Origin of the sequence: Bradyrhizobium sp. CCBAU 51627, from assembly GCF_028128765.1 — a bacterium.
Classification (GTDB): domain Bacteria; phylum Pseudomonadota; class Alphaproteobacteria; order Rhizobiales; family Xanthobacteraceae; genus Bradyrhizobium.
In genome coordinates, this window is record NZ_LBJG01000086.1 from 72,639 (window position 1) to 94,102 (window position 21,464).

Annotated in this window: 29 protein-coding genes, 1 tRNA gene and 1 pseudogene; 18 read left to right on the forward strand and 13 right to left on the reverse strand. The window is 63.4% G+C overall.

Annotated elements, in window-relative coordinates:
* Positions 1-159 precede the first annotated feature (159 nt).
* Both XH88_RS31060 and XH88_RS31065 read right to left on the reverse strand, forming a co-directional pair.
* Positions 160-324 carry a hypothetical protein gene (locus XH88_RS31060; protein ID WP_271672036.1) on the reverse strand — a complete coding sequence of 55 codons (165 nt, stop codon included), beginning with the start codon at positions 322-324 and terminating at the stop codon, positions 160-162.
* A 6-nt stretch (positions 325-330) separates the two neighbouring features.
* Positions 331-540, reverse strand: coding sequence for a hypothetical protein (locus XH88_RS31065; RefSeq protein ID WP_271672037.1), 210 nt, complete (start codon positions 538-540; stop codon positions 331-333).
* A gap of 197 nt (positions 541-737) precedes the next feature.
* Between XH88_RS31065 and XH88_RS31070 the strand changes: the two genes are divergently transcribed.
* A complete protein-coding gene (locus tag XH88_RS31070) occupies positions 738-968 on the forward strand; it encodes a hypothetical protein (RefSeq protein WP_271672038.1) in 231 nt (76 codons plus the stop codon).
* Positions 969-1,376: 408 nt separating this feature from the next.
* On the opposite strand, the gene XH88_RS31080 is transcribed toward XH88_RS31070, so the two are convergent.
* Positions 1,377-1,607, reverse strand: coding sequence for a hypothetical protein (locus XH88_RS31080; RefSeq protein WP_271672040.1), 231 nt, complete (start codon positions 1,605-1,607; stop codon positions 1,377-1,379).
* 552 nt (positions 1,608-2,159) lie between these two features.
* Between XH88_RS31080 and XH88_RS31085 the strand changes: the two genes are divergently transcribed.
* From XH88_RS31085 to XH88_RS31115, 8 genes and pseudogenes are all read left to right on the forward strand, one after another.
* Positions 2,160-2,663 carry a Spy/CpxP family protein refolding chaperone gene (locus tag XH88_RS31085; protein ID WP_271672041.1) on the forward strand — a complete coding sequence of 168 codons (504 nt, stop codon included), beginning with the start codon at positions 2,160-2,162 and terminating at the stop codon, positions 2,661-2,663.
* A gap of 23 nt (positions 2,664-2,686) precedes the next feature.
* Positions 2,687-3,190, forward strand: coding sequence for a hypothetical protein (locus XH88_RS31090; RefSeq protein WP_271672042.1), 504 nt, complete (start codon positions 2,687-2,689; stop codon positions 3,188-3,190).
* Between the two features lie 171 nt (positions 3,191-3,361).
* A complete protein-coding gene (locus tag XH88_RS31095) occupies positions 3,362-3,625 on the forward strand; it encodes a hypothetical protein (protein ID WP_271672043.1) in 264 nt (87 codons plus the stop codon).
* 444 nt (positions 3,626-4,069) lie between these two features.
* A pseudogene (locus XH88_RS39310) lies at positions 4,070-4,999 on the forward strand (tannase/feruloyl esterase family alpha/beta hydrolase); the annotation flags it as partial.
* Positions 4,997-5,536, forward strand: a complete 540-nt coding sequence (locus XH88_RS39315) for a tannase/feruloyl esterase family alpha/beta hydrolase (RefSeq protein WP_442868497.1) — start codon at positions 4,997-4,999, stop codon at positions 5,534-5,536. The pseudogene XH88_RS39310 and the gene XH88_RS39315, both read left to right, overlap by 3 nt.
* 120 nt (positions 5,537-5,656) lie before the next feature.
* Positions 5,657-6,310, forward strand: coding sequence for a helix-turn-helix domain-containing protein (locus XH88_RS31105; RefSeq protein WP_271672045.1), 654 nt, complete (start codon positions 5,657-5,659; stop codon positions 6,308-6,310).
* Positions 6,311-7,125: 815 nt separating this feature from the next.
* A complete protein-coding gene (locus tag XH88_RS31110; protein ID WP_271672046.1) occupies positions 7,126-7,578 on the forward strand; it encodes a VOC family protein in 453 nt (150 codons plus the stop codon).
* 317 nt (positions 7,579-7,895) lie between these two features.
* On the forward strand, positions 7,896-8,534 hold the full coding sequence (locus XH88_RS31115; protein WP_271672047.1) for a glutathione S-transferase family protein: 639 nt from the start codon (positions 7,896-7,898) through the stop codon (positions 8,532-8,534).
* A gap of 117 nt (positions 8,535-8,651) precedes the next feature.
* Here the strand turns inward: XH88_RS31115 and XH88_RS31120 are convergent, their stop codons facing one another.
* Genes XH88_RS31120 through XH88_RS31130 form a run of 3 tightly spaced genes read right to left on the reverse strand, consistent with a single transcriptional unit; the run spans position 8,652 to position 9,383 of the window.
* Positions 8,652-8,819 carry a hypothetical protein gene (locus XH88_RS31120; protein WP_271672048.1) on the reverse strand — a complete coding sequence of 56 codons (168 nt, stop codon included), beginning with the start codon at positions 8,817-8,819 and terminating at the stop codon, positions 8,652-8,654.
* An 8-nt stretch (positions 8,820-8,827) separates the two neighbouring features.
* Positions 8,828-9,076 carry a hypothetical protein gene (locus XH88_RS31125; protein WP_271672049.1) on the reverse strand — a complete coding sequence of 83 codons (249 nt, stop codon included), beginning with the start codon at positions 9,074-9,076 and terminating at the stop codon, positions 8,828-8,830.
* A gap of 52 nt (positions 9,077-9,128) precedes the next feature.
* Positions 9,129-9,383, reverse strand: coding sequence for a PilZ domain-containing protein (locus XH88_RS31130; protein WP_271672050.1), 255 nt, complete (start codon positions 9,381-9,383; stop codon positions 9,129-9,131).
* A 225-nt stretch (positions 9,384-9,608) separates the two neighbouring features.
* On the opposite strand from XH88_RS31130, the gene XH88_RS31135 reads away from it, so the two are divergent.
* The 6 genes from XH88_RS31135 (at position 9,609) to XH88_RS31160 (ending at position 14,321) form a co-directional block, all read left to right on the forward strand.
* Positions 9,609-9,683 (forward strand) — tRNA-Glu (locus XH88_RS31135).
* A 397-nt stretch (positions 9,684-10,080) separates the two neighbouring features.
* Entirely contained in the window at positions 10,081-10,707 is a 627-nt protein-coding gene (locus XH88_RS31140; protein ID WP_271672051.1) for a PilZ domain-containing protein, read from the forward strand.
* Between the two features lie 104 nt (positions 10,708-10,811).
* On the forward strand, positions 10,812-11,054 hold the full coding sequence (locus XH88_RS31145; protein ID WP_271672052.1) for a hypothetical protein: 243 nt from the start codon (positions 10,812-10,814) through the stop codon (positions 11,052-11,054).
* A 256-nt stretch (positions 11,055-11,310) separates the two neighbouring features.
* Positions 11,311-12,351 (forward strand): PrsW family intramembrane metalloprotease, encoded by a 1,041-nt coding sequence (locus tag XH88_RS31150; protein WP_271672098.1) that lies wholly within the window; start codon positions 11,311-11,313, stop codon positions 12,349-12,351.
* 70 nt (positions 12,352-12,421) lie between these two features.
* Positions 12,422-13,000 (forward strand): HdeD family acid-resistance protein, encoded by a 579-nt coding sequence (locus tag XH88_RS31155; RefSeq protein WP_271672053.1) that lies wholly within the window; start codon positions 12,422-12,424, stop codon positions 12,998-13,000.
* Between the two features lie 235 nt (positions 13,001-13,235).
* Complete coding sequence (locus tag XH88_RS31160) at positions 13,236-14,321, forward strand: 3-deoxy-7-phosphoheptulonate synthase (RefSeq protein WP_271672054.1); 1,086 nt, start codon at positions 13,236-13,238, stop codon at positions 14,319-14,321.
* A 63-nt stretch (positions 14,322-14,384) separates the two neighbouring features.
* Here XH88_RS31160 and XH88_RS31165 read toward each other — a convergent pair whose 3' ends face one another.
* The 3 genes from XH88_RS31165 to epmA are packed head-to-tail and all read right to left on the reverse strand — an operon-like array spanning position 14,385 to position 16,825.
* Positions 14,385-14,636 (reverse strand): hypothetical protein, encoded by a 252-nt coding sequence (locus XH88_RS31165; protein WP_271672055.1) that lies wholly within the window; start codon positions 14,634-14,636, stop codon positions 14,385-14,387.
* A 45-nt stretch (positions 14,637-14,681) separates the two neighbouring features.
* Positions 14,682-15,776 carry a lysine-2,3-aminomutase-like protein gene (locus tag XH88_RS31170; protein WP_271672056.1) on the reverse strand — a complete coding sequence of 365 codons (1,095 nt, stop codon included), beginning with the start codon at positions 15,774-15,776 and terminating at the stop codon, positions 14,682-14,684.
* Entirely contained in the window at positions 15,773-16,825 is a 1,053-nt protein-coding gene (gene epmA / locus XH88_RS31175; RefSeq protein WP_271672057.1) for an EF-P lysine aminoacylase EpmA, read from the reverse strand. Before epmA ends, XH88_RS31170 begins: the two co-directional genes overlap by 4 nt.
* 162 nt (positions 16,826-16,987) lie before the next feature.
* Between epmA and efp the strand changes: the two genes are divergently transcribed.
* Both efp and XH88_RS31185 read left to right on the forward strand, forming a co-directional pair.
* On the forward strand, positions 16,988-17,554 hold the full coding sequence (gene efp, locus XH88_RS31180; RefSeq protein ID WP_188105837.1) for an elongation factor P: 567 nt from the start codon (positions 16,988-16,990) through the stop codon (positions 17,552-17,554).
* Between the two features lie 17 nt (positions 17,555-17,571).
* Entirely contained in the window at positions 17,572-19,197 is a 1,626-nt protein-coding gene (locus XH88_RS31185; protein ID WP_271672058.1) for a M23 family peptidase, read from the forward strand.
* Between the two features lie 59 nt (positions 19,198-19,256).
* Here XH88_RS31185 and XH88_RS31190 read toward each other — a convergent pair whose 3' ends face one another.
* Together XH88_RS31190 and XH88_RS31195 are read right to left on the reverse strand one after the other, a co-directional pair.
* A complete protein-coding gene (locus XH88_RS31190) occupies positions 19,257-19,760 on the reverse strand; it encodes a cupin domain-containing protein (RefSeq protein WP_271672059.1) in 504 nt (167 codons plus the stop codon).
* Positions 19,761-19,780: 20 nt separating this feature from the next.
* Positions 19,781-20,248: a carboxymuconolactone decarboxylase family protein gene (locus tag XH88_RS31195; RefSeq protein ID WP_271672060.1), complete on the reverse strand. Its 468-nt coding sequence runs from the start codon at positions 20,246-20,248 to the stop codon at positions 19,781-19,783.
* Positions 20,249-20,302: 54 nt separating this feature from the next.
* Here XH88_RS31195 and XH88_RS31200 point away from each other — a divergent pair, with 54 nt between their 5' ends.
* Entirely contained in the window at positions 20,303-20,833 is a 531-nt protein-coding gene (locus XH88_RS31200; protein WP_271672061.1) for a MarR family winged helix-turn-helix transcriptional regulator, read from the forward strand.
* 18 nt (positions 20,834-20,851) lie between these two features.
* On the opposite strand, the gene XH88_RS31205 is transcribed toward XH88_RS31200, so the two are convergent.
* Together XH88_RS31205 and XH88_RS31210 are read right to left on the reverse strand one after the other, a co-directional pair.
* Complete coding sequence (locus XH88_RS31205; protein ID WP_271672062.1) at positions 20,852-21,106, reverse strand: hypothetical protein; 255 nt, start codon at positions 21,104-21,106, stop codon at positions 20,852-20,854.
* Positions 21,107-21,169: 63 nt separating this feature from the next.
* The gene (locus XH88_RS31210; protein ID WP_271672063.1) at positions 21,170-21,424 is read right to left on the reverse strand and encodes a hypothetical protein; all 255 of its coding nucleotides are present in this window, start codon (positions 21,422-21,424) and stop codon (positions 21,170-21,172) included.
* Positions 21,425-21,464: the final 40 nt, after the last annotated feature.

Sequence of the window (21,464 nt, forward strand, 5' to 3'; positions counted from 1 at the left end):
ATTCCCGCTGTGCATGACCCCCGCGGGTCGGACGGCACCAGGATAGATTGGCGCGGGATTGGGCATCAGGCACCAGGCCCCCACCTCCACGTCGGCGGCCCTGCAATTCGCCGCGAGCAGGTCGCGATACAGCCCATCATCGCCGCGGGCGATCGCTCTTCAATGCCCCCACACGACGAGGATGACGCCGAGCACGAGAATGCCGAGGCCGATGACGACGCTCGCGACTTCAGCGGCGTTGTCCACGCCGAACAATTTGACGATGGCGGTCCCGACCACGTTGAGGACCATTTCGAAGACGAAGCCGAGCAAGGCGTCGAGCATGGTGGCTCACCCTGCCTTGCCGGACTTCATGCCATGCACCACGTCGCCGATCGCGCCGCCCACGACCAGTGCAGCGAAGACAGGCCAGCCCGCGGACGCAACCAGGATCGTCGCCAGATGCGCATCTTCGCCCGGCCACCTGTAGGCATCGAGGACGGCGAAGAAGACCACCGCGATCAGGCAGCCCACCACCAGATGTCGTTTGAACCAGCTCACGGCGAGATGTCCTCGTTTGCAGCCGTTGGTCGCCGCTACCCTCGTGCGGGTTCGGAGGTCGAGCCATCTGCTTTGTGACGACGGTCACAGCAGGCCAACAGCCGTTCGGCGTACTCCTGCGATCACAGGTGCAAGGGGAGCGCGCTCCCCGTCGACGGCGGAATGGTCCGCCGCCGGATCTCATCAGGAGCAGAACCATGCAGAACAGTGATCATACGAACCCTGGAATGACCGAGCTGACGGATGCCGAGCTCGAAATGATCGTCGGCGGCAACTGGCTGGGCGACGCCTTCCGCGCGATCGGCAACGCAATCGTTCATGCCGTCGAGTGGGTCGGCGGCATCATCGCCGGCGGCTTGCGAGGCCCAGGATGTTTTCCCGGCCCGTTCGGCTCGGGGTCGGGACCGGGCCAGCCGCCGCCCCTGTGATGTCGTTTTTCCCGTCGTCACCGCGAAAGTCGGAGGCCGTCGCGTTGGCGGCCTCTTTGGTGCTGGATCTGCAATTGCGGTTTCCGATTGTCGCGCGGAGAGAGCATCGCGCATTTCGAACATCGCTTCGCGATGACAGCCCATCAAATGCGCGGGCTGTCGCGCCTCGCTTCGTCCCCGTAGTCTAAGGCACCTCGCTCCGTCGCGGCCTGCCGATCGAGTGCGGCTTATTGAGAAAATAATCGCGATTGCCCGTTGCAGCTTCGGCGTATTGGTCGATGGCAACGATGATGGCCTGGACGTGCGCATAGCACCATCCTTCACGCGTCGCCCTACACCGGACATCGTGAAGCGCCGCGAGGAACGGCGAAAGTTCGGGCTCGTCGATAAAATACCTGAGGGGCTCTTTCACCAATTACGTCCTCCGAGCACCCTGCCCTTGCGCGGCGGCTCCGCGCCTTTCAGCGCATCCCGCTGAGCGCAGAGGGTTTCGATCCTGGCCTGCATGCGCGAGAGCAGCGCCTCGGCCGCGGCCGTGCCGATGCGCGCCCGCTGCAGCATCAGGATCTCCTTCCGCTGCCGCCCAAGCTGGCCCCGCATGTGCTCGATGTCCCGCCTGAGCTGGTTCAGGTCCGGCATGGTCCGCCTCATGATGTGAAGATGACCATGAGAACAAAAACGGAACGAAGAGTCGAGTCCGACGTTGGTCGGAAAAGCAGATTTGTCATGAAAGGAGAGGGTATCCCGCTTGATCGCCTTCAATTTGTTGGCCGTCGGAAACTGGCGGTTCTTTCCTCGTCCTGCCACAGGTCATCTTCGAAATGCCTGTCACTGTAATTATCGTGTCTCACTTCAGGGGTGCAGTCCAATGCTGTCACCGTAATCCCGGTGACGCACAAGATCCCCGGCAAAACAGCCGAGCCCTCGAAGGCAAATGTGCCGCGACGGTGACAATGCACTCAACCATGCCGCAGCCCGTGAACCCGTGCGGCTCACATCAGCCTGGCGCATGTGAATTCAGTTTTTCCGGTGCCGCGCGCGACCGACGGGAACGCGATTTCGACCGCTCCAGGGAACCGTCAGAAGCACGTCCATAGACCTGCTACCTGCCCTTTGACTTAGGTCAACATAGCGCCCGCCCGCATAGCTCCTTCTACTCGGGGCGGGGGATACAAAGCTCAGGAGCCTGCAATGAGCAGCAAAGCAAGCTTTGCGGCGATCGCGCTGCTGGCGACAACTTCCTCTCTCGCCTACGCAGCCGAGGTGCCATCGACGGTGGGAGTAGCGCAGCCGAGCGCCGCCGACCTGAAAAGCCTGACGGACATGCGTGTCGGCATGGTCAAGGCCGCCTTGCAATTGACGCCCGACCAGGAAAAACTCTGGCCAGCCGTCGAGGAGGCCATCCGCAACAGGGCGAAGAACCGGCAGGCTCGCCTGGAGCGGGTCGCCGAATTGCGTGACGACGCAATGGATCCCCTCCACCAAACCAACCCGGTCGAGCTCATGCAACGCAGAGCGGACCGGCTGATTCAGCGCGGAGCCGATCTCAAGAAGCTCGCCGATGCCTGGGAGCCACTCTACAAAACATTGAGCGATGATCAGAAGAGGAGAATGTCTTTTGCTTCGTATGTCGTCATGCGGGGCATGCACGATGTGATCGAGCACAGCCTCGAAGCTCAGGATGACGACGATTAGAGTCAGCAACGTGGAGATAGATCATGCTTCGATACATCCTCACTGCTTTGGCAGCTCTCATTCTGGTGACTGCCAGTCTCATTCCCGATGACGCGCTCGCCCGGCGAGGTGGCGGTGGTGGCGGGTACCGCGGTGGTGGTGGCATGCGTGCCGGGGGCTTTCATGGCGGTGGCATGCGCGCATCCCACGTCCGCGGCGGTGGCGTTCACGCCGGGCGCATCCACGGTGGCCGCGGCTACCGCGTCGCCGGAGGTCCTCGGCCGTCGCATCCGATCGCGGGCCGTCCCGGCCGTCCCGGCTATCCGGGCCGTCCGATCGCAGGCCGTCCGGGCCGTCCAATCGCCGGCTACCCCGGATATGGTGGCGGCTACTATCGCCCGGGTTGGGGCTACGGTGCCGCCGCTGTAGGAGCAGCAGCTGCTGCAGGAGCTTACGGCTACTACAACAACTACAACAGCGGCTGCTACTACGACACCTATGGCAACTACGTTTGTCCGGGCCAATATCCTTACGGATACCGCTACTGACGAAATCGATCGCGCGCGGGCGGCAGACGCCATACTGCCCCCGCGAGGTCGAACGGCCGACGTTCAAATAGGCGCGAAGCGGACTCTCTCGCCAGGTATCCGGCTTAGGTATCCGGCTTAGCTATCCGGCTTTGCACATGTCGTCATCGCAGACGCAGCAAGGGGGTGCCAATGTGGGTGCTGATGTACGTGTTTTCCTACTCGGTCAGCCCGGCCGCGACCAGCGACAAGGCGGAGTGGAGGCTCCTTCCGACGGTGGTGTTTCAGGAGTTCACGAGCGAAGAGCGATGCAAAGCGGCCAAGTCGGCACTTGAGGGGAGCTTGCAGGATGCGGGAGCCAGGCTGAGAAGCGGCTTGGAGGACCTGAAGAGCATCGGGAAGGCCGATCCCGCCCAGATCATCATCGCCTACAATGTGGCGTGCCTTCCGAAATAAAGTCGATCACGGTGCTGCCACCGTAATCCAAATTCACTTTCAGTTCACGGAGACTGGAAGAATTGCAGCGTCGTTCTGTAGCCGACGTCTGCAAGCGGCGTAGCATCCGCCGTCATGTTCGATCGACTTCATCGGCAAGGGCGAAGGGCGAGAGCGGTTGAAAGCCTGCGCCGCTGGACTGCACCTCCCGAATATCTCAAGATAGTTTCAGTGTCGGTGCACCACATCGTCCGGGGGCCAGCGTGAGTGACGTGTCCCGCGATAAAATTCGGAAAACGGCAGGGAAGAACGATGCAGCGAAAAAGCAATGTGGCGCTTGATGGTGCCATGGCTTGCCTGGCTCTGGGAGCGGCCGTCATGGTCGTTGCGATCTCGCCGGCAAGCGCCGACGATTCAGCCAACATAACACCTGCGCTCAAATGCGCTGACTTGACCGGCTGGACGATGCCGGGATCGACGGCGTCTGTCACCAGGGCCGAAGTGGTGCCGGAGGCGCCGCCGGGGACCGTGCAGCCGTCGCCGCCGGCGCCGGCCACAATATCGGTGGCGCTGCCGCCGAACTGCCGCGCGGATGGCGTGATCGATCAGCGCGTGGGAGTCGAGGGCAAGTCCTACGCGATCGGCTTTGCCGTCGCCCTGCCCGATCGCTGGAACGGCCGGTTCTTGTTTCAGGGCGGCGGCGGTTTGAACGGCTCGATCCGGCCGCCGCTGGGTTACCAGGCGGCCGGCGAGGTGCCGGCGCTGGCGCGCGGCTTTGCCGTTGTTTCGACCGATAGCGGTCATCAGGGCGCGGTGTTCGATGCCTCGTTCCTGAAGGACCAGGAAGCCGCGCTCAACTTCGCCACTGCATCCGTCGGCAAGGTGACCGATGCCGCCAAGGCGATCGTCGCGCATTACTATGGCCAGCCCGCAAAACGTTCCTATTTCACGGGGTGCTCGACCGGAGGCCGCGAAGGCATGCTGGCGTCCGCGCGCTATCCCGAACAATTCGACGGCATCGTCGCCGGCGCGCCTGCGATGCGCACCGGCAACTCCAATATCGGTCTCGCCTGGGCCAACGCGGCCTTCAGCCAGATCGCGCCGAAAGATGCCTCCGGCAAGCCGGAGCCCGCCAGGACTTTTTCCGCTGATGAGCGCAAGCTGATCACGAACGCGATCCTCTATGCCTGCGACGCCAAGGACGGCGTCAAGGATGGCCTGATCTTCGACGCTAAGGCCTGTCAATTCGATCCCGCGGTCCTCACCTGCGACGGCAACAAGACGGAGGCCTGCCTGGCGCCGCCGCAGGTCGATGCCCTCAGGAAAGCTTTTGCCGGACCGAAGAATTCACGCGGCACTTCAGTCTACCCGCCGTTCCCGTGGGACAGCGGCGTGGCAGCCGAAGGCGTTGCCATTCCCGGCATCCTCACCACAGGCGCGCGCAGTCCGGTCGGACCGCCTGTTTGGGAAAGCATCAACGTCGATCAACTCGAAGACCGGGTCAACGCCAGCGGGTTGGAACGCCTCACCAACACCGCCTACTGGACCAACCTTTCGAGCTATTTCGGCCACGGCGGCAAGCTGCTGTTCTACCACGGCGTGAGCGATCCCTGGTTCTCGGCTGAAGACACCGTGAACTACTACGAGCGCATGGCGGCGGATTCCGGCGGCATGGAGACGGTGCGGGAGACATCGAGCCGGGCCTTCCTGGTGCCGGGCATGGGTCACTGCTCGAGCGGCGCAACGCTCGATCGCTTCGATCTCCTCAGCGCGGTCGTGAACTGGGTGGAAGACGGCAAGGCGCCCGATGCGGTGGTCGCGACAGGACCAGCCTTCCCCGGCCGCAGCCGCCCGCTTTGCGCCTATCCGCAACACGCGCAGTACAAGGGCCAAGGCGATCCGGAGAGCGCGGCGAGTTTTGAGTGCAAGTAGGGGAGCAAGCTCTCTGCGAAGCGTGTTCAGAACTCCGCATCGAACTACGGGGACAGTACTGGACTGCACCCCTGAAGTGAGACACGATAATTACAGTGACAGGCATTTCAAGGATGACCTGTGGCAGTACAAGGGAAGAAGAACCGTCAGTTTCCGACGGCCTACAAGATAAAGGCGATCAAGCGGGTTGAGAGAGGTGACGGCGTTCTGCCCGTAGCCCGTGAACTCGGAATTTCCCGCAAGATTCTCCACGACTGGATCAAGGCGTGGAAGACCGATGGGCCAGACGGGCTGAACCGCAAGCGCGGGCCTAAGCCTGGCCCCCGCAAGCTGAAGCCGCCAGCGACGTACAACGACAAGCGCTCCGCCCTCGTACTCGCCAAAGCGCGTATCGCCGAGCTTGAAGGGCTGGTGGGTCGCCAGCAGATGGACCTCGATTTTTTTTCGGCAAGCCTTGCGCGCCTTGGAGCGGCCGGCAGCGCAAGGCAAATCCGCATCCGCATCCGCATCATCGAAGTCATCCAAGCGATGACTTCGCAAGCAACAAATCCAAACGTCGACGTGCAGCGACTATGCCGCCTCGCGGGTCTGCCGCGCGCGACGTATTACCGTCATCTCGCCAAACGCAGCAGCGAGACAGCCGAGTGCGAGCTGCGCGACGTGATCCAGCGCATCTGCCTCAAGCACGTCTTCTACGGCTATCGGCGGGTGACCGCGGCTCTCCGGCGCCAAGGTATGGCGGTGAATGCCAAGAAAGCTCGTAGGATGGGTTGAGCCCTTGCGAAACTCATCTCTTCTCGATCGTCGCTCTCCCTAAGCCGGACAGGACCCATCAGCAACGTCGGCGTCCGCTCGGCCGGATTGACCGTGAAGAAGCCTCCACTCGGAACGAGGTTGCGACGGTCCACGGTCATGCCGAGACTTTACAACGCAACAAGAGCGATGGGTTTCGCAAGAGCTCAACCCATCCTACGAAATTACGGTGACAGTGCTGGACTGCCCCCTGAAGTGAGACACGGTAATTGCGGTGACAGGCATTTCAGAATTGCGGTGACAGTGCACCAAACTCATTCGCCATCATCACCTCGCCAGCCATGCGGTTTCGGTCGACGGTAATTGCTGCGTCAGGCGGCTTGACCGCACAACGTAAAAAGGGCCCGGAATTGCACCGGGCTCTTTGTGGATGGGAAGACTAGGAAGCCCATCCTCATGGTAAAAAAACGTTCGCCTACGAACACTCACGCTGGCTGGCCAGCTCCACGCTCCATTACAGAAACACTTGAACCCGCCGAAACGGGCTTGCCCTTGGCGATCTCCTAGCAATCGCTTCCCCGGAGGGCCGTGACCTCACGTTGCGAGGTTTTCCGAGTTCATCAAAATGTGGCCCAAGATCGAACCTCCTCTGGTGAACGTAACGGGAAGTCTGAATATAGGCCATCGCGAGCCACCCACAACTTTTGGCTGGCACTTTTTTCAGGTCACGTCGTCGCCTGCCGCCCGCCCCCTGCCCCTTCTCCCCGTTTCCTGCTATCTCTCCCCCGCCATCCCGGCCCAAAGCAAAACCCCACCGTCCAAAGGGAGCAACAACCATGCGTTATCTCCACACCATGCTGCGCGTGCGCAATCTCGATGTCGCGCTCAAGTTTTACCAGGATGCGCTGGGGCTGAAGGAGGTGCGGCGGATCGAGAACGACAAGGGGCGGTTCACGCTTGTGTTCCTGTGCTCGCCGGACGACTTCGAGGCGTTGAAGAAGCAGCCGCCGACGCGCGGCGCGCCGCTGGTCGAGCTCACTTACAACTGGGACGAGGAGACGTACGGCGAGGACCGCTTCTTCGGCCATCTCGCCTATGAGGTCGACGACATCTACGCCACTTGCGAGAAGCTGCAGAAGGCCGGCGTCACCATCAACCGGCCGCCGCGCGACGGCAACATGGCGTTCGTCCGCTCGCCCGACCTGCACTCGATCGAGCTGTTGCAGAAGGGCGAGCCGAAGCCGCCGCAGGAGCCGTGGGCGTCGATGCCCAACACCGGCCATTGGTAAAGGCCGCGCCACAGGAACAAGGCCGCCTTGCCCGTGTTGTCCCTCCGACAAATGCGATGGAGGAGGACGCGATGGGACGCGGAATTTTGTTGTGGCTGCTGGGTGTGCCGATTCCGGTGATCATTCTGCTGTGGCTGTTCTTCGGCCACTGAGATCGGCGCGAACGCATCTTGCTGATGTCGCGCCGGTTGCTCTGCAATGAAAGCTCCGCTTCCAAAGCGGAGCTTTTTGCATGAGAGGGGCGCGGCAAGGCGCATCCCTTCGTGCGCAAAATTCCGCTATCACCCGCGACTAATCAACGCCGCGGGAGAGGCTCGATGCCGGACACACAGCTGACGATCTGGGGCCGCGCCAATTCGGTCAACGTACAGAAGGTGCTGTGGTGCCTCGCCGAGCTCGGCCTGCCCTATCAGCGCATCGACGCCGGCATGCAATACGGCAAGACGCGCGAGCCTGACTATCTCGCGATGAACCCGAATGCGCGGATCCCGACGCTGGTCGAGGGCGATTTCAGCTTGTGGGAATCCAATTCGATCATGCGCTATCTCTGCCTCGCGCATGGACGCGGCACGCCGATCTATCCCGACGCGCCGAAGATCCGCGCCGGCGTCGACCGCTGGCTCGACTGGACGCTGTCGACAGTGCAGCCGGTCGACCGTCCGGTGTTCTGGGGCATTGTGCGCACGGCGCCCGCCGAGCGCGACATGATCAAGGTGCAGCAGGATGCCGATGCGGCGGCCGAGGTCTGGGCGATCGCCGATCGCCTGCTGTCCACGAGGCCGTTCATGGAGGGCGATGCGTTCACGCTCGCCGATATCGCCGTGGGCGCCTATGCGCGGCGCTGGTTAGGGGTCGAGGGCATCACCCGGCCGGCGCAGCCGAACCTGACACGGTGGCTCGCCGAGCTCGGCAGGCGGGTGGGATTTGCCCAGCACGTGGCGCCGCCGATGTCGTGAGCCGCTGAGGCGGCGTAAGGTGCGGTGCGAGCGTGCGGAATTGCCGTGGCCGCGCAAAATCGGCGGCACCCGCTTCTACTGTGCATGGGGTTGTTTTCGCGTTTTTGTTGGGGACCCCTAGTGCCAGGCGCGCTCGACCGCCACGACGATGGCGATCAGCCCCAGCGTGACGCCGACGGTGGCGAGCTTTGCGGTCCATGACAGCCGGCGGCCGACCCACCAGATCATGACGAGATACATCAGCGCGGGAATGAGCAGCTCGGGGCGCAACAGGTCCGGCGACATGCGATCCCTCAGCGCCGGATCGCCGTGTCGACGCTGATCGAGCCGCCGATCTTCACGCAGGTCCCGGTGGCCTCCACCATATAGAAGCCTCGGCCATAGGAGCCGCAGCTGCTCGCCTTCGCGGCCCCCGAGGCGGCGCCCTTGAGTGGCAGCGTCTTGCCGGATTGCGGCTGGGCGGTCGCCGGCAGGCGCAAGGTCTCGGCGCCCGCTGCGGAGGTCAGTACGAGGGAGATTGGGACGAGGACAGAAAGGCGCATGCCCGCCTTGTAGCCCGGACCGGTGGCAGGCGCTATCCGGACCGCCTGGACTTCAGAGGAACCTGACGCCGGCCGACTTGCCGCGGCGCCAGACCACCTGGCAGCTCCGCCCGGTCCGCGCGTCCCGTGCAAAGGCCATCCGGATCACGCCCGGAAGCTGGCTCGCATCCTCATCCATCGTGATCCTGGCGCCCGAGGCCGAGATGTCCTGGACCAGGCAATGCCGCGCCGCGAATCCGCCGTCGAGCGTGATCCAGGCATGCTGCGACAGCAGTTTGCGGGCAGCGCGCTTCTTGGGCGTTGGCATCGGCGAAAATCTCCTGCACCAGCGCTAGCTCAGGGAACCCTAAGAAACGGTTGAAATCGCGGCCCGAACAGTCCCGGGGCAGGCTATCCACCGCCGCCAAAAGAGCGTTCCGGAACGGCTTGCCCGCGGGCCCAAAGGTCACTATACGTTCGCCCGCTGCAAGCCGCCGGGCACGACTCGGCCGGCCAGCGGGCCTGTTGCCCCATGCGATCAGGCCTTGCGTTTGCTCCCTTCGTCTATCGGTTAGGACGCCACCCTTTCACGGTGGAGAGAGCGGTTCGATTCCGCTAGGGAGCGCCACGCAGTCCTCGTTCCCCTCACCGTTCGCCCGGGAAAGCCGCCGCGCCGCAGGCGTCGGTTTTCATCGCCGTCATTGCGCTTGCGCTCACCGTGGTCGAGGCGCCCGGATCGATCGCGACGCGGCGTGCACGACTGTGGTTCGAAAGGGACGATCAAATTCCTTATCGCGATCGGCGCGCTGGTGCTCGTGATGCCGCTCGGCCGTCCCGGGTGCAAATGACGCGGTTGTGAATGTGCGCCTCTGATAATCGGGACGTTTTGTCGCCGCCCCCGGCACACTACTGCCTCGCCCGTTTACCGGAAATTTACCCCTGCTCCTCAGTCCGGGTATCATTTGCTAAGAATTTGCTTGCTACCGTGGAATTATGGAAACAACCAGAAGCACGATTTAGCGCCCATGTCCGTCGCAGAGTTCCTCAGGCAGCGCGCAGTGGAAGTCAGCGTGGACGGCAGCTATTCGCTGCATCGCTGGTACGATTGTGAGGGCAGGCTGCGAAATTTCGCGTGCCGCACCAAGCGCGTTTCGCCGTTTCGCATGATTGTGGACGTGCCCGTCGTCGGCAAGGTCGGCGAACGCGTGACCTCCTATTTCCAGGACTTCGGCGAATTCCAATGCACGATCAGTGCGACGCTAAAGTCGGGCTTCCTGATGGAGCTCGATATGACGCGTGCGCGTCGCGCCTGGATGTCGGAAAAGTTGACCTGGCTCGAAAAAAAGCAGAAGGACGACAGTATTCGGGAGCTGCGGCGCGACGCACGCTTCGTCCCGCAGGCCTCACACACCGTCCTGACACTCGCCGACGGCAGCAGCTATTCCTGCTTCATCATTGACGTCTCCATGGCCGGCGTCGCGATCTCGTGTGAATACGATCCGCCGATCGGAACCGCGCTGGCGGTCGGCGCCTGCGTCGGGCGCGTCATCCGCAAATTCGACAATGGCTTTGCGGTCAAATTCGCCGAGAAGCAGCAGCGCGACGACCTTGTCCGCTTGATCGTCCGCCAGCCCGTGCTGCAATCGGCCTAAGCCCCCCTTCCAACGTTGCCCTACCGCCGCCCCATTGCGGGATCAGCATTCAAGGGTCCGCGCCACGGCCGGGCACTATCGCTGACTTGCGATCGGGGGACCGAATGGCAGTCAACAAAATCACTTGGGACAGGGTCGGCCGGGTCACCGAGCCCGGGCGCTATATGTACACGTTCGGCTGGCTCACCATCACAGCCGGCGACCTCGAAATCTGGAAGCAATACCCGCAGGCGGCGTTCACACTGCTCGCGCAACATGGTGCCCCTGACGAATTGATCGGCGAGGAATTCCACCTCGGCGCCTTCGATGTCGCTCCCGATGCACCATCGCCCCTCACGACGCACTGAATCGAAGAAGCCTCCGGATTTCGTATTTCGTTGATCCGACTTGGCAATCGCTTCCCACCGGCGCGGCGGCGATCGCTACCATGGATGACGAAAAGGCCCTGCCATACAATTGATTGCGCTTGCATTCTGCCCGAACGGCCGGGATTGATGAACGCGAGCTGTCGCGCTTGTTAAGCGAGGAGACAGCGAGTGCATGACAGATGGTCGCATCGGTGGACGTAGATTACCGGACCAAGGGAACCTATTTTCGGCGCCGATGTACCTGATTGAAGCGTTACCCACCGTCATCGGAACGGCCGCCATCGCCCCGGCGCTGCTGATGCTGTGGCTCGTCATTGCCGCCGAGGAACGCCCGGGGCCGCCGGCTCAGGTCTGGACTGCGTTCCTGCTCGGTGCGGCCAGCATCTCGTTGCTGGGCCTTGCACGCGCCCCCTTCGCCAGGATGATCGACTCGCCCGACAACCCCTGGGCGGCGCTCGCCATGCATTCGATCTTCGGCGTTGCGCTGCCGGAGGAAGCGGTCAAGGTCATCGCGATCGTGCTGGTCTCCTCGACCAAGCGGCGGACCTTCGCCAATCCGATGGATACCGTGGTCTACGGCGCCGCCGTCGGGCTTGGTTTCGCTGCCTACGAGAATCTCGCTTATCTCGTGCAGCATGCCGAGATGTGGCGCTCGCTGGCGGCGCTGCGCAGCGTGCTCACTGTGCCGTTCCATGGTGCGCTCGGCATCATTGCCGGCGCTTACCTCACGATCGCCCGCGCCGGCACCGCACTGGGCGCGAACCGTCGTCATCGCGACTGGGCCCGTCTCTCCAGTCGGCTATTGATGCTGGCGGGCCCGCTGGCGCTGCATTCGGCCTTCGACTTCCCGCTGCTCACCCTGCAAAAGATGCCGGATCTCGATCCGACGCTGCGGATGTGGCTGGGCGGCGCGAGCCTGCTGATCGGCTTCAGCTCGATTGCCTTCGCCATCCGCCTGGTCCGGCGCGTCGCTCGCCACCACGCGCCACGGACCGACATCGCGCGGGAGCGGCTCAGCCAGTTGCGGCGGATGTGGGCACTGCTGCTCGCCGGCGGCGGCATCGGCTTTCTCGGCCTCGCCTTCGTGCTGACCTCGATCCATCACTGGCTGATCAACCCCGAGCGCAATCTGACATTGGCCCTGATCCCGATCGGGCTCACCTCGATCCTGCTCGGCCTTGCGCTTCTGATTGTCACAACCGCGATCTATGTTCTTGGCCGCAACCGCATCCGGACCAGCGCCGAAGGTTTTTCCTCGGCACCCGGCGGCGGGTAAGCCCGCGGGATGGCGAGCGCGTCACGCGCATACTAGATTGAACACACGCCCGTCGATCTGGAGCCTGCCAATGACATCGCCCGAGGAGTTTTCACGGTTGCAGTCCGCCATGAGCCAGGCGGTCAAGGCGCATTGGAAAGCGTTTCTGTTCGAGGGCATCCTGCTCGCCATCCTCGGTGTTGCCGCGCTGGTCCTGCCGCCGCTCGCAAGCCTTGCGACCGCGATCTTCCTCGGCTGGATGTTTCTGATCAGCGGCATCGGCGGACTGATCGCAACCTATTGGGCGCGCAGCGCGCCGGGCTTCTGGTGGTCGCTGATCTCGGCGGCCCTCGCCACGCTGACCGGCATGCTCCTCCTGGCGCGCCCGATGCAGGCGGTGCTGACGCTGACGATCGTGCTCGGCGCCTACTTCCTCGCCGAGGGCGTCACCACCATCATGTATGCGCTCGAGCACCGCCGCGAGCTCAGCGGCCGCTGGTCGTGGCTCCTAGTCTCCGGCCTGGTCGACATCGCGATTGCGTTCATGGTGATCACCGGACTGCCGAGCTCGGCGGAATGGGCCATCGGCGTGCTCGTCGGTATCAATCTGCTGTTTGGCGGCGCCACCTTGATCGGCATGGCCCTGGCGGCGCGCAAAAGCAACAGTTGAGGCGCCTCGGCATCCCTCACGCCCTTTGGGGGGTGACAAGGCGTCCATCGCGCGCTATATGGCCTGCCATGATCACCGTCGCCACCAGCTATTTTTGGTACTTTAGCTACGACAGCTCGCTGGCGGCAGGAGGATCGCGCTCAATCTGAAATATTGAAGCAAACGTCCGAACAGCCGCCAGACCTGGCGGCTTTTTTATTGGCCGGCAGGTTCGAGAAACAGACAGGAGCCCGCCGTGCTGAGCACGACTGACGATCTTCGTATCCGCGAACTGAAAGAGCTGAGCACGCCTGAGGATGTGATGCGGGAAGTCCCGCGCACCCTCACGGCCACCCGTGTGGTAATGGCGGCCCGTAACGCCATCCACGCCATTCTCAACGGCCAGGACGACCGGCTGCTGGTCGTGGTCGGCCCCTGCTCGGTGCATGATCCCAGGGCCGCGCTGGACTATGCCGAGCGTCTCGCCAAACTGCGTGAGGACCTCGCCGATCAGCTCGAGATCGTCATGCGGGTCTATTTCGAGAAGCCGCGCACCACGGTCGGCTGGAAGGGACTGATCAACGATCCCGATCTCGATGGCAGTTTCGACATCAACAAGGGCCTTCGGCTCGCACGCAACGTGCTGTCGGCCGTGAACAATCTCGGCCTGCCCGCCGGCACCGAATTCCTGGACATGACGACGCCGCAATACATCGCCGATCTCGTCTCCTGGGCCGCGATTGGTGCGCGCACGACCGAGAGCCAGATTCACCGCGAGCTGGCTTCGGGGCTGTCGTGCCCGGTCGGCTTCAAGAACGGCACCGATGGCAATGTTCGCATTGCCGCAGATGCGGTGAAATCGGCCTCGCATCCACATCATTTCATGGCCGTCACAAAACTCGGCCGCTCGGCGATCGCCTCGACCGCCGGCAACGAGGACTGTCACATCATTCTACGCGGCGGCAGCAAGCCGAACTTTGACGCGGCGAGCGTCGCGGCGGCCTGCAACGAGCTGACGAAATCCGGCGTCGCGCCGCTGGTGATGGTGGATGCGAGCCACGCCAATTCGAGCAAGAAGCCGGAGAACCAGCCGCTGGTCATGGCCGACATTGCGGGCCAGATCTCCGGCGGCGAGAACCGCATCATGGGCGTGATGATCGAGAGCAACCTTGTCGCCGGCCGCCAGGACGTCGTGGCGGGCAAGCCGCTCGTGTACGGCCAGAGCATCACCGATGGATGCATCGATTGGGCGACCACGGCAGGCGTGCTCGAGCAGCTCGCGGATGCGGTCGAAGTCCGCCGCAACACCGCGCGCGCCGGACGACACGAGCGCTCGGCATAGAACGAGGTCAAAGGCGGGCGGGGCGATGCTGTTCGCGCGCTGCCCGTCGTCCGAAATTCGACCCTAGCAACCGCGGCAGATGCTCTTGATCTTCTTGTCGAGGAGCGCGTCTTCCTTGTTCACGGGATTGTTCGGATCGCTCAGAGTTTTCTCGCTCGGCACGTCGCTGGCGCGCGGCTGGCGATGACCGACAGGCGCCTGCGGCACCGTCCCCGACGAGGCCCCGCCCGACGGCGCTCCCTTGGTAGCGGTTTGGGCAATCGCCGCACCGCCGAGCAAGACCACGAGCGATGCTGCCACCATGATCTTCTTCATATCCGATCCTCCATTCCTCAAGCCCGACGTCTCCTCCGCGACCACTCAGATTTCGGGCGGATAGAGATGAACGTCGCCGCAGTAGTCGACGATACGATAGCGCGTTTCGGTGACCGCATCACCCGCGTCGGCTGCGGTATTTTGTGCTGCCAACACATAATTCGGCCCCACCGGGGATTTGCCGGCGCCGCCGGGAATGTCGATCACGTATTCCGGTTGACACAGTCCTGACACCCGTCCGCGCAGCTCTCGCATCAAGTCCTGTCCATGCGCCAGCGTCGTGCGCAGATGCGCCGTGCCCGGCGCGAGATCGCCGTGATGGAGGTAGTACGGCTTGATCCGGCACTCGACGAAAGCCCGCATCAAATCCGACAGAGCCGTGACGCTGTCATTGACGCCGCGCAACAGCACGGACTGGCTCACCATGGGGATGCCGGCATCGACCAGCTGGGCGCACGCGGCGCGGGCCGGCCCCGTCAGCTCGCGCGCATGGTTGGCGTGCAGCGCGACCCAGGTGGTGGCGCCCTCGACTTTAAGCGCAGTCACCATCTCGTCAGAGATGCGCGAGGGTTCAGCCACAGGCACACGGGTATGAATACGGATGATCTTGACGTGTTCGATCGCAGCGAGATCCGCCATGATCTCGCTCATCCGTCGCGGCGACAGCATCAAGGGATCGCCGCCGGTCAGGATCACCTCCCAGATCTCGCTATGCGCGCGGATATAGTCGATCGCCGCGCGATAGGCCCCGTCCGAGAGTGCGCTCTCCTTGCCGGGCCCCACCATCTCTCGGCGGAAACAGAAACGGCAATAGACCGCGCAGACGTGAACGAGCTTGAACAGCACGCGGTCGGGATAACGATGCACGATCCCTGGAACCGGCGAATGCGGATGGTCTCCGATCGGATCGGCGTCCTCGCCCGGTTGCATCTCCAGCTCCGCGGCCGTCGGAACGAACTGACGGGCGATCGGGTCGTCGGGATCCGAGGTGTCGATGAGTTCGACCAGCGCAGGCGTGATCGCAACCGCATAGCGCGCAGCGACTCTCTCGAGCGAGGGCAATGAGGTCGCGGGAGCGAGGTCCGTAGCTACGAGCTCGGCCGGCCCTCGCAATGTTCGTGCAAGATTGGTTTTCGTCATCTCTCACCCGCAGGCGGTGTCCACACCACCTGGTCAATCCGTGTTGCGCCGCTTGCCAGCATCACCAGCCGGTCGAACCCGAGCGCGACACCGCTCGCCTCCGGCATTGCGGCGACCGCAGCCAAAAAGTCCTCGTCGAGCGGATAGGCCTCGCCGTAGCGGCGCTGCTTCTCCGCCATGGACTCCTTGAAGCGCCTGCGCTGCTCCTCGGCGTCGGTGAGCTCGCCAAAGCCGTTGGCGAGCTCGACGCCGCAGGCGTAGACCTCGAACCGCTCGGCGACCCTGGGATCGCCAGCCTTCGTCCGCGCCAGCGCCGCCTCGGGAGATGGGTATTCGAACAGAATGGTCAAACGCCCCTGCCCGAGATGCGGCTCCACATGCTCGACGAGGACCTTGCTGAAAATGTCCGACCAGGTGTCGTCCTCGGCCACGCGGACCTTGCCGCCGGCCGCCTGGGCGAGCGCGGCACGGTTACCCTCGTTGCCCGAGATTGTCGATAGCAGGTCGATCCCGGCGAACCGGCCGAAGGCGCCGGCAACCGTCAGCAGTTCCGGTTCGGCGAAGGGGTCGGCGGTCCGGCCCCGGAACGAGAAAGTCCCGATTCCGGTTGCCTGCGCGGCCGTGGCGATGACGACCACCGTATCTGCCATGATGGCGTCATAGGGAGTGGCGGCCCGGTACCATTCGAGCATGGTGAATTCGGGCAGATGCAGGTCGCCGCGCTCGCGGTCGCGGAAGACCCGGGCAAACTCGAAAATCCGCTCCTCCCCGGCCGCCAGCAGCTTCTTGCAGGCGAATTCGGGCGAGGTCCGCAAGTACCGGCTGGCACGGCTGCCGTCCGGCCGCATGATCTCGGTCCGGGGAGCGTGCAGATGGGTCTCGTTGCTGGGGGAGACCTGGAGGACGGAGGTTTCGACCTCAACGAACCCCTGCTCGGCGAAAAAGCCCCTGATAGCCCCAGTGATGGCGCCCCTGGCCTGCAGGAACGGGCGCCGGTCGAGGTGGCTTCCGGGTGACCAGAACGGCGAAATCGGCTTGTCCCCTGCCATTAACCGACCGCCCCCCCGGCCAGCAAAGTGCTGGCATCGAACGGCAAAATCAGTATGTTGCGGCCCGAAACGGGTGCCGAGGTCTGATTTGAGGCCCCAAGTCCCCCATCGATTTGACCACGTCCTGGCCGGTGCCGGGCCAAGCAAGCAGGAAATATAGCTTTGAGAGTCATCGCCAGTTCTATTCGCAAGGGCAACGTGATCGAGCAAGACGGCAAGCTCTATGTCGTCGTGAGCGCCGAGAACATCCATCCCGGCAAGGGCACTCCGGTCAGCCAGATCGAAATGCGCCGAATCTCGGACGGGGTAAAGATCTCCGAACGCTACAAGACCACCGATCAGGTCGAAAAGGCCACGATCGAAGAGCGCAACTACACGTTCCTGTATGAAGATGGCGACGGCTTCCACTTCATGAACCCCGAGACCTACGATCAGGTCCAGGTCCCCAAAGACGTCGTCGGCGATGCGGCCGCCTATCTTCAGCCAGACATGACCGTCAAGCTGTCATTGCACGATGTCAACGTTGTCTCGCTCGCTCTGCCGCAGCGCGTGACGCTGGAAGTCGTCGAGACCGAGCCGGTGACCAAGGGCCAGACCGCTTCGTCCTCCTACAAGCCGGCCGTGCTCTCCAATGGCGTCCGCACCACCGTGCCCCCGCACATCTCGGTCGGCACCCGCATCGTGGTAATGACCGAAGACGGCTCCTACTCCGAGCGCGCTAAGGACTAAGCAAGGGATCTGAGCAGGTGCCGCCGGGGGGCGAGACAGTGGTTGGGAAAAGTTTCCGCTTCGTCTCGCAGCTCCTGGCGTCGCTGTCGCTCTTGACCGCCACACCGCTGGCTGCGGACGAAATCCGCAGCCCGTCCCTCACGGCTCTGCGCGTCGATTGGCGCGCAGCGCTCGACCAGCTTCGCACCGAGATCAACAGCCACCCCGCGGTCGCAGCCGATTTCACCTTCGTGCCGCGTCGTTCGGTGGCGCGCTTCGATTCCCGCGCAATGCCGGCACTGGTGCAGCTCAACGCGGTTTCATCGCAATTCTTCACCGGCATTACCCGCAGCTCGGTTCCTGTACTGTTGCCGTTCGATGCCGCCGCCTATCTTGAGGCGCAGCGCAGCAGCGCTGCGGGCACGACGCTCGCGCTGCCGCGCAGCCAGGCCGATTTCAATCCCGTCGACATGTTCGACGCTGGCCCTGCCGGCTACAGCGCGACGTTTTCGCTCGAGCCTGGCGCCGGCGACGGCATGCCGACACGCATTTACGCAAAGCCCGTCGAGGTTCAGATCACGGGATCGGCGCTGGTCTACGACATCGCCGATCCTGCCGGCGGCAAGGGCGAGCCGGTCAAACCGCTTGCGACCATCTATCCCGACCTGCGCAAGTTCATCCGCGAAGGCTATGTGCGCTATGCCTTCACGCGTTTCGGCGTCGCTTATGTAGTGTCGATCCAGTGCCTGGACAGCGTCGCCAAGGCGCGCCGACTTGCCTGCAAGGAGGCCTATCCTGTTGCCGAGCGTTTCCTGAAGGCGTTGCACGTGGCTGGCGGCCAGCGCATGCGGCCGCTCCCGGACGTCGCTTCCGAATTGATCGAGCGTCCCACCGATCGGTCCACGGATTTCAGCTACCGGCCGAGCGGCGACATCATCCCGAACACCGGATATCGCAAGCAGGGTGGTCATCCTGACGAGATGGCCTACGCCCAGATTCGCTTCCCGCTCGAGAAAGCGCCGGCTTTCGTGCATTCGCAATCCTATGCCAAACGCGACAAGGTCGATGGGCCGACCGCCTATCCCTGGCGCGACAATTTCTGCGAGTCGCGCAGCTTCGAGGTCTGGCAGTGCGCCGGCGGCTATGGTCACCAGGGCGAGGACATCCGTGCTGCCAACTGTCCCTCCTCCGGTGACGGTCACGATCCCTGCGATCCCAGGCAGCGCGGAGTCGTTGCCGTACGCGACGCCGTCGTGATCCGCGCGCCGAGCGACCAGGCCGCGACGCTCGAGGTCAACAGCCGGACCGAGCACATCCGCTTCCGCTACATGCACATGAACCCACACGCGTTGAACGCAAGCGGCCTGCTCAATGGCCGCATGGTTACCGAGGGCGAGAAGATCGGCGTGGTCTCGAACTACCTCGATCATCCAGCCGGCACGTCGATGCATCTGCATTTCGACGTCCAGGTGTTCACCCGCGACGGCTGGATCTGGGTCAGCCCCTACGCCACGCTGGTCTCGGCCTATGAGCGTCTGATCCGCGCCCGCGGCCGCGAGATTGGCCCGGAGATCGCCGGCACCCCGCAACCGGTCGCCCATGCGCTGCCCGAGGACGTGGTCAAGCCCGATCTGCGCGAGGGATCGAGCGCCGAAGAGAATTGAAGCGGACGGCGCGATCGGATCCCGGATGAGCGCCGCAACATCCGGGATACCGTTGCCGATTATTCCAGATAGGTCGTCAGCTGTGCGCCCTCATCGGCCACGAACACGGCGATCAGTTCGGCAGGCTCCGTGGTGCTGGCATTGGCCGAGATCAGATGCGTGGCGCCCGGCGGCTCGAAAAACGACTGGCCGACAGCAAACGTCTCGACCGGACCGCCGCTAAGCTGGGAGCGGATCTCGCCCTTTGTGACGTAAGCCGTCACCGAGCCGGCATGCCGATGCGGCCGCGAAAAGCCGCCTGGGCCATAGAACACGCGCACGATGGTGACACGCTTTCCCGGAACGTTGGGCAGCGCATAGGAAGCGATCGGCTCGACCTTGTCGAGCGGCGAGCTATCAGCGGCGGTGGCGCAGAGTGGCGCGAGTGCGCCGGAGACCGTGTCCATCGTCACCGGCAGCGCTTTGCCAATCGCGAGCGCGCAGGCCAGCCCGCCGACAACGGCCAGCGTCACCGAGCGCAATGGCATCGGGCGCAGTGACGTAGCTAATGTCATGGCAGTCATGACACCTCCTCTTGTTCAGATCAGGACGCCACGGCCGGTCGCTTCGCCGGCGTCCATTGGAAGGCTGCGCCGAACCGATTCCAGACATTGATCGAGGCAATTGCGGACGTCAGGTACATCAGCTCGGTCTCGGAGAACTCGCGCCGCACTTCCGCATACACCTCGTCGCCGAAGCCGTCGGGAAGCAGAGTCAGAGCCTCGGCCCAAGCCAACGCCGCGCGCTCCCGCGCCGAGTAGATCGGCGCCTCGCGCCAGACAGCGACAAGATGAAGCTTGTCGACGGGCACTCCAAGCCGCTCCGAGAGCAGGACGTGATGCTGCACGCAAAAGGCACAGCCGTTGATCTGTGAGGCACGTAGCTTCACAAGTTCGAGGAGCTGCTTGTCGAGGCCGGCCTTGGCTGCGACCTGCCCCAGCGCCAGCACCAGATCATACGCATCCGGCGCAATCCTCTTGAAATCTTCGTATTCGCTGCGGGCGTGTGACATTGCCGTTCACCTTGTTTTATTATAAGAATGCTTAGATATTATAAGAGCTCTTATATGACGCGCAAGCCAGCCGGCATCACAAGATCGCCATCGGAACGGAAAACGCCTGTCCCTACCAAGGACCGCCCGGTGCACCTGCCCGCCCCCGGCGAAGGCAAGCGCGGCGAGCAGGGTTATCTCGGCTATCTCCTGCGCCAGGCCCATGCTGCGGTCCGGCTGAAGATGGAACGCACGCTGGCCGATCTCGGCGTGACCTCGCCGCAATTCGCCGTGCTGACCATGCTGAATGCTTATCCTGGACTATCAGGTGCCGACGTTGCCCGTCTCACCTTCCTGACACCGCAGACCGTCGGAGTAATCATTCGCAACCTCGAGCGAGACGGCGCGATTGTGATGACGCCCCATCCCGTCCACGGTCGCATCCAGCAATGGACATTGACGCCGCGCGGCGTGACTTTGCTCAAAGCGTGTCGGGAACGAGTCATCGAATTGGAGAAGCGTCTGGCCAGTGGCCTCGATGCCAAAGCCGAGACAAGCATTCGCCGCTGGCTCGCCAACGTTGCGACGGAGCTACAGGAGAACTAGGCGAGTCTCGTCGCCTCGCTACTCCTCGCCCTTCAAGACTTTCTTGACTTCACCGTCGTGCCAGCTTTCGCCGGCGGCGATCACACGGACGCGGCTGCGGTCCGCGTCATTGATCAGCACATGCGAACTCACCCGGTCGCCGCTCGACTCCAGGCGCAAATCCGTTTCAGGTTTCCAGCTCAGCGTTGCTGCGAGATCGCCGGGGAAAATCCGCCAGCACGATCCGTCGTCGAGCTCGACGACATGGCTTTCCGCATGCGCGCGAATTTTCATTCAACCTCGAGGTCTTACTGAAGAAGACGGCCCCCGGTATGGATTGGCCGGGACCCCGCTCATTCAATCGTTGTCGTGATGAATCACGGTCTTGCTGCGGTTACCGAATTCATCCTCCTTCTTCATCACAGTGGTGCGGTCGGCGGGCTCGCGCTCCTTGATGACGGTAGTCCGATCGCGATCGCGATCACGATACTGGTGGGATTCGCCGACCGTCACGCCGGCGCCGACCGGACCGACGTGAACACCAACTTCATCGGCAAACGCCGGCGCCGCGATAGCTGTGACCATGGCAGCGGCAAACAGACATTTCCTCATTCCGCTCTCCTCCAATATCGTGCGAAGGGAATGCAGCACT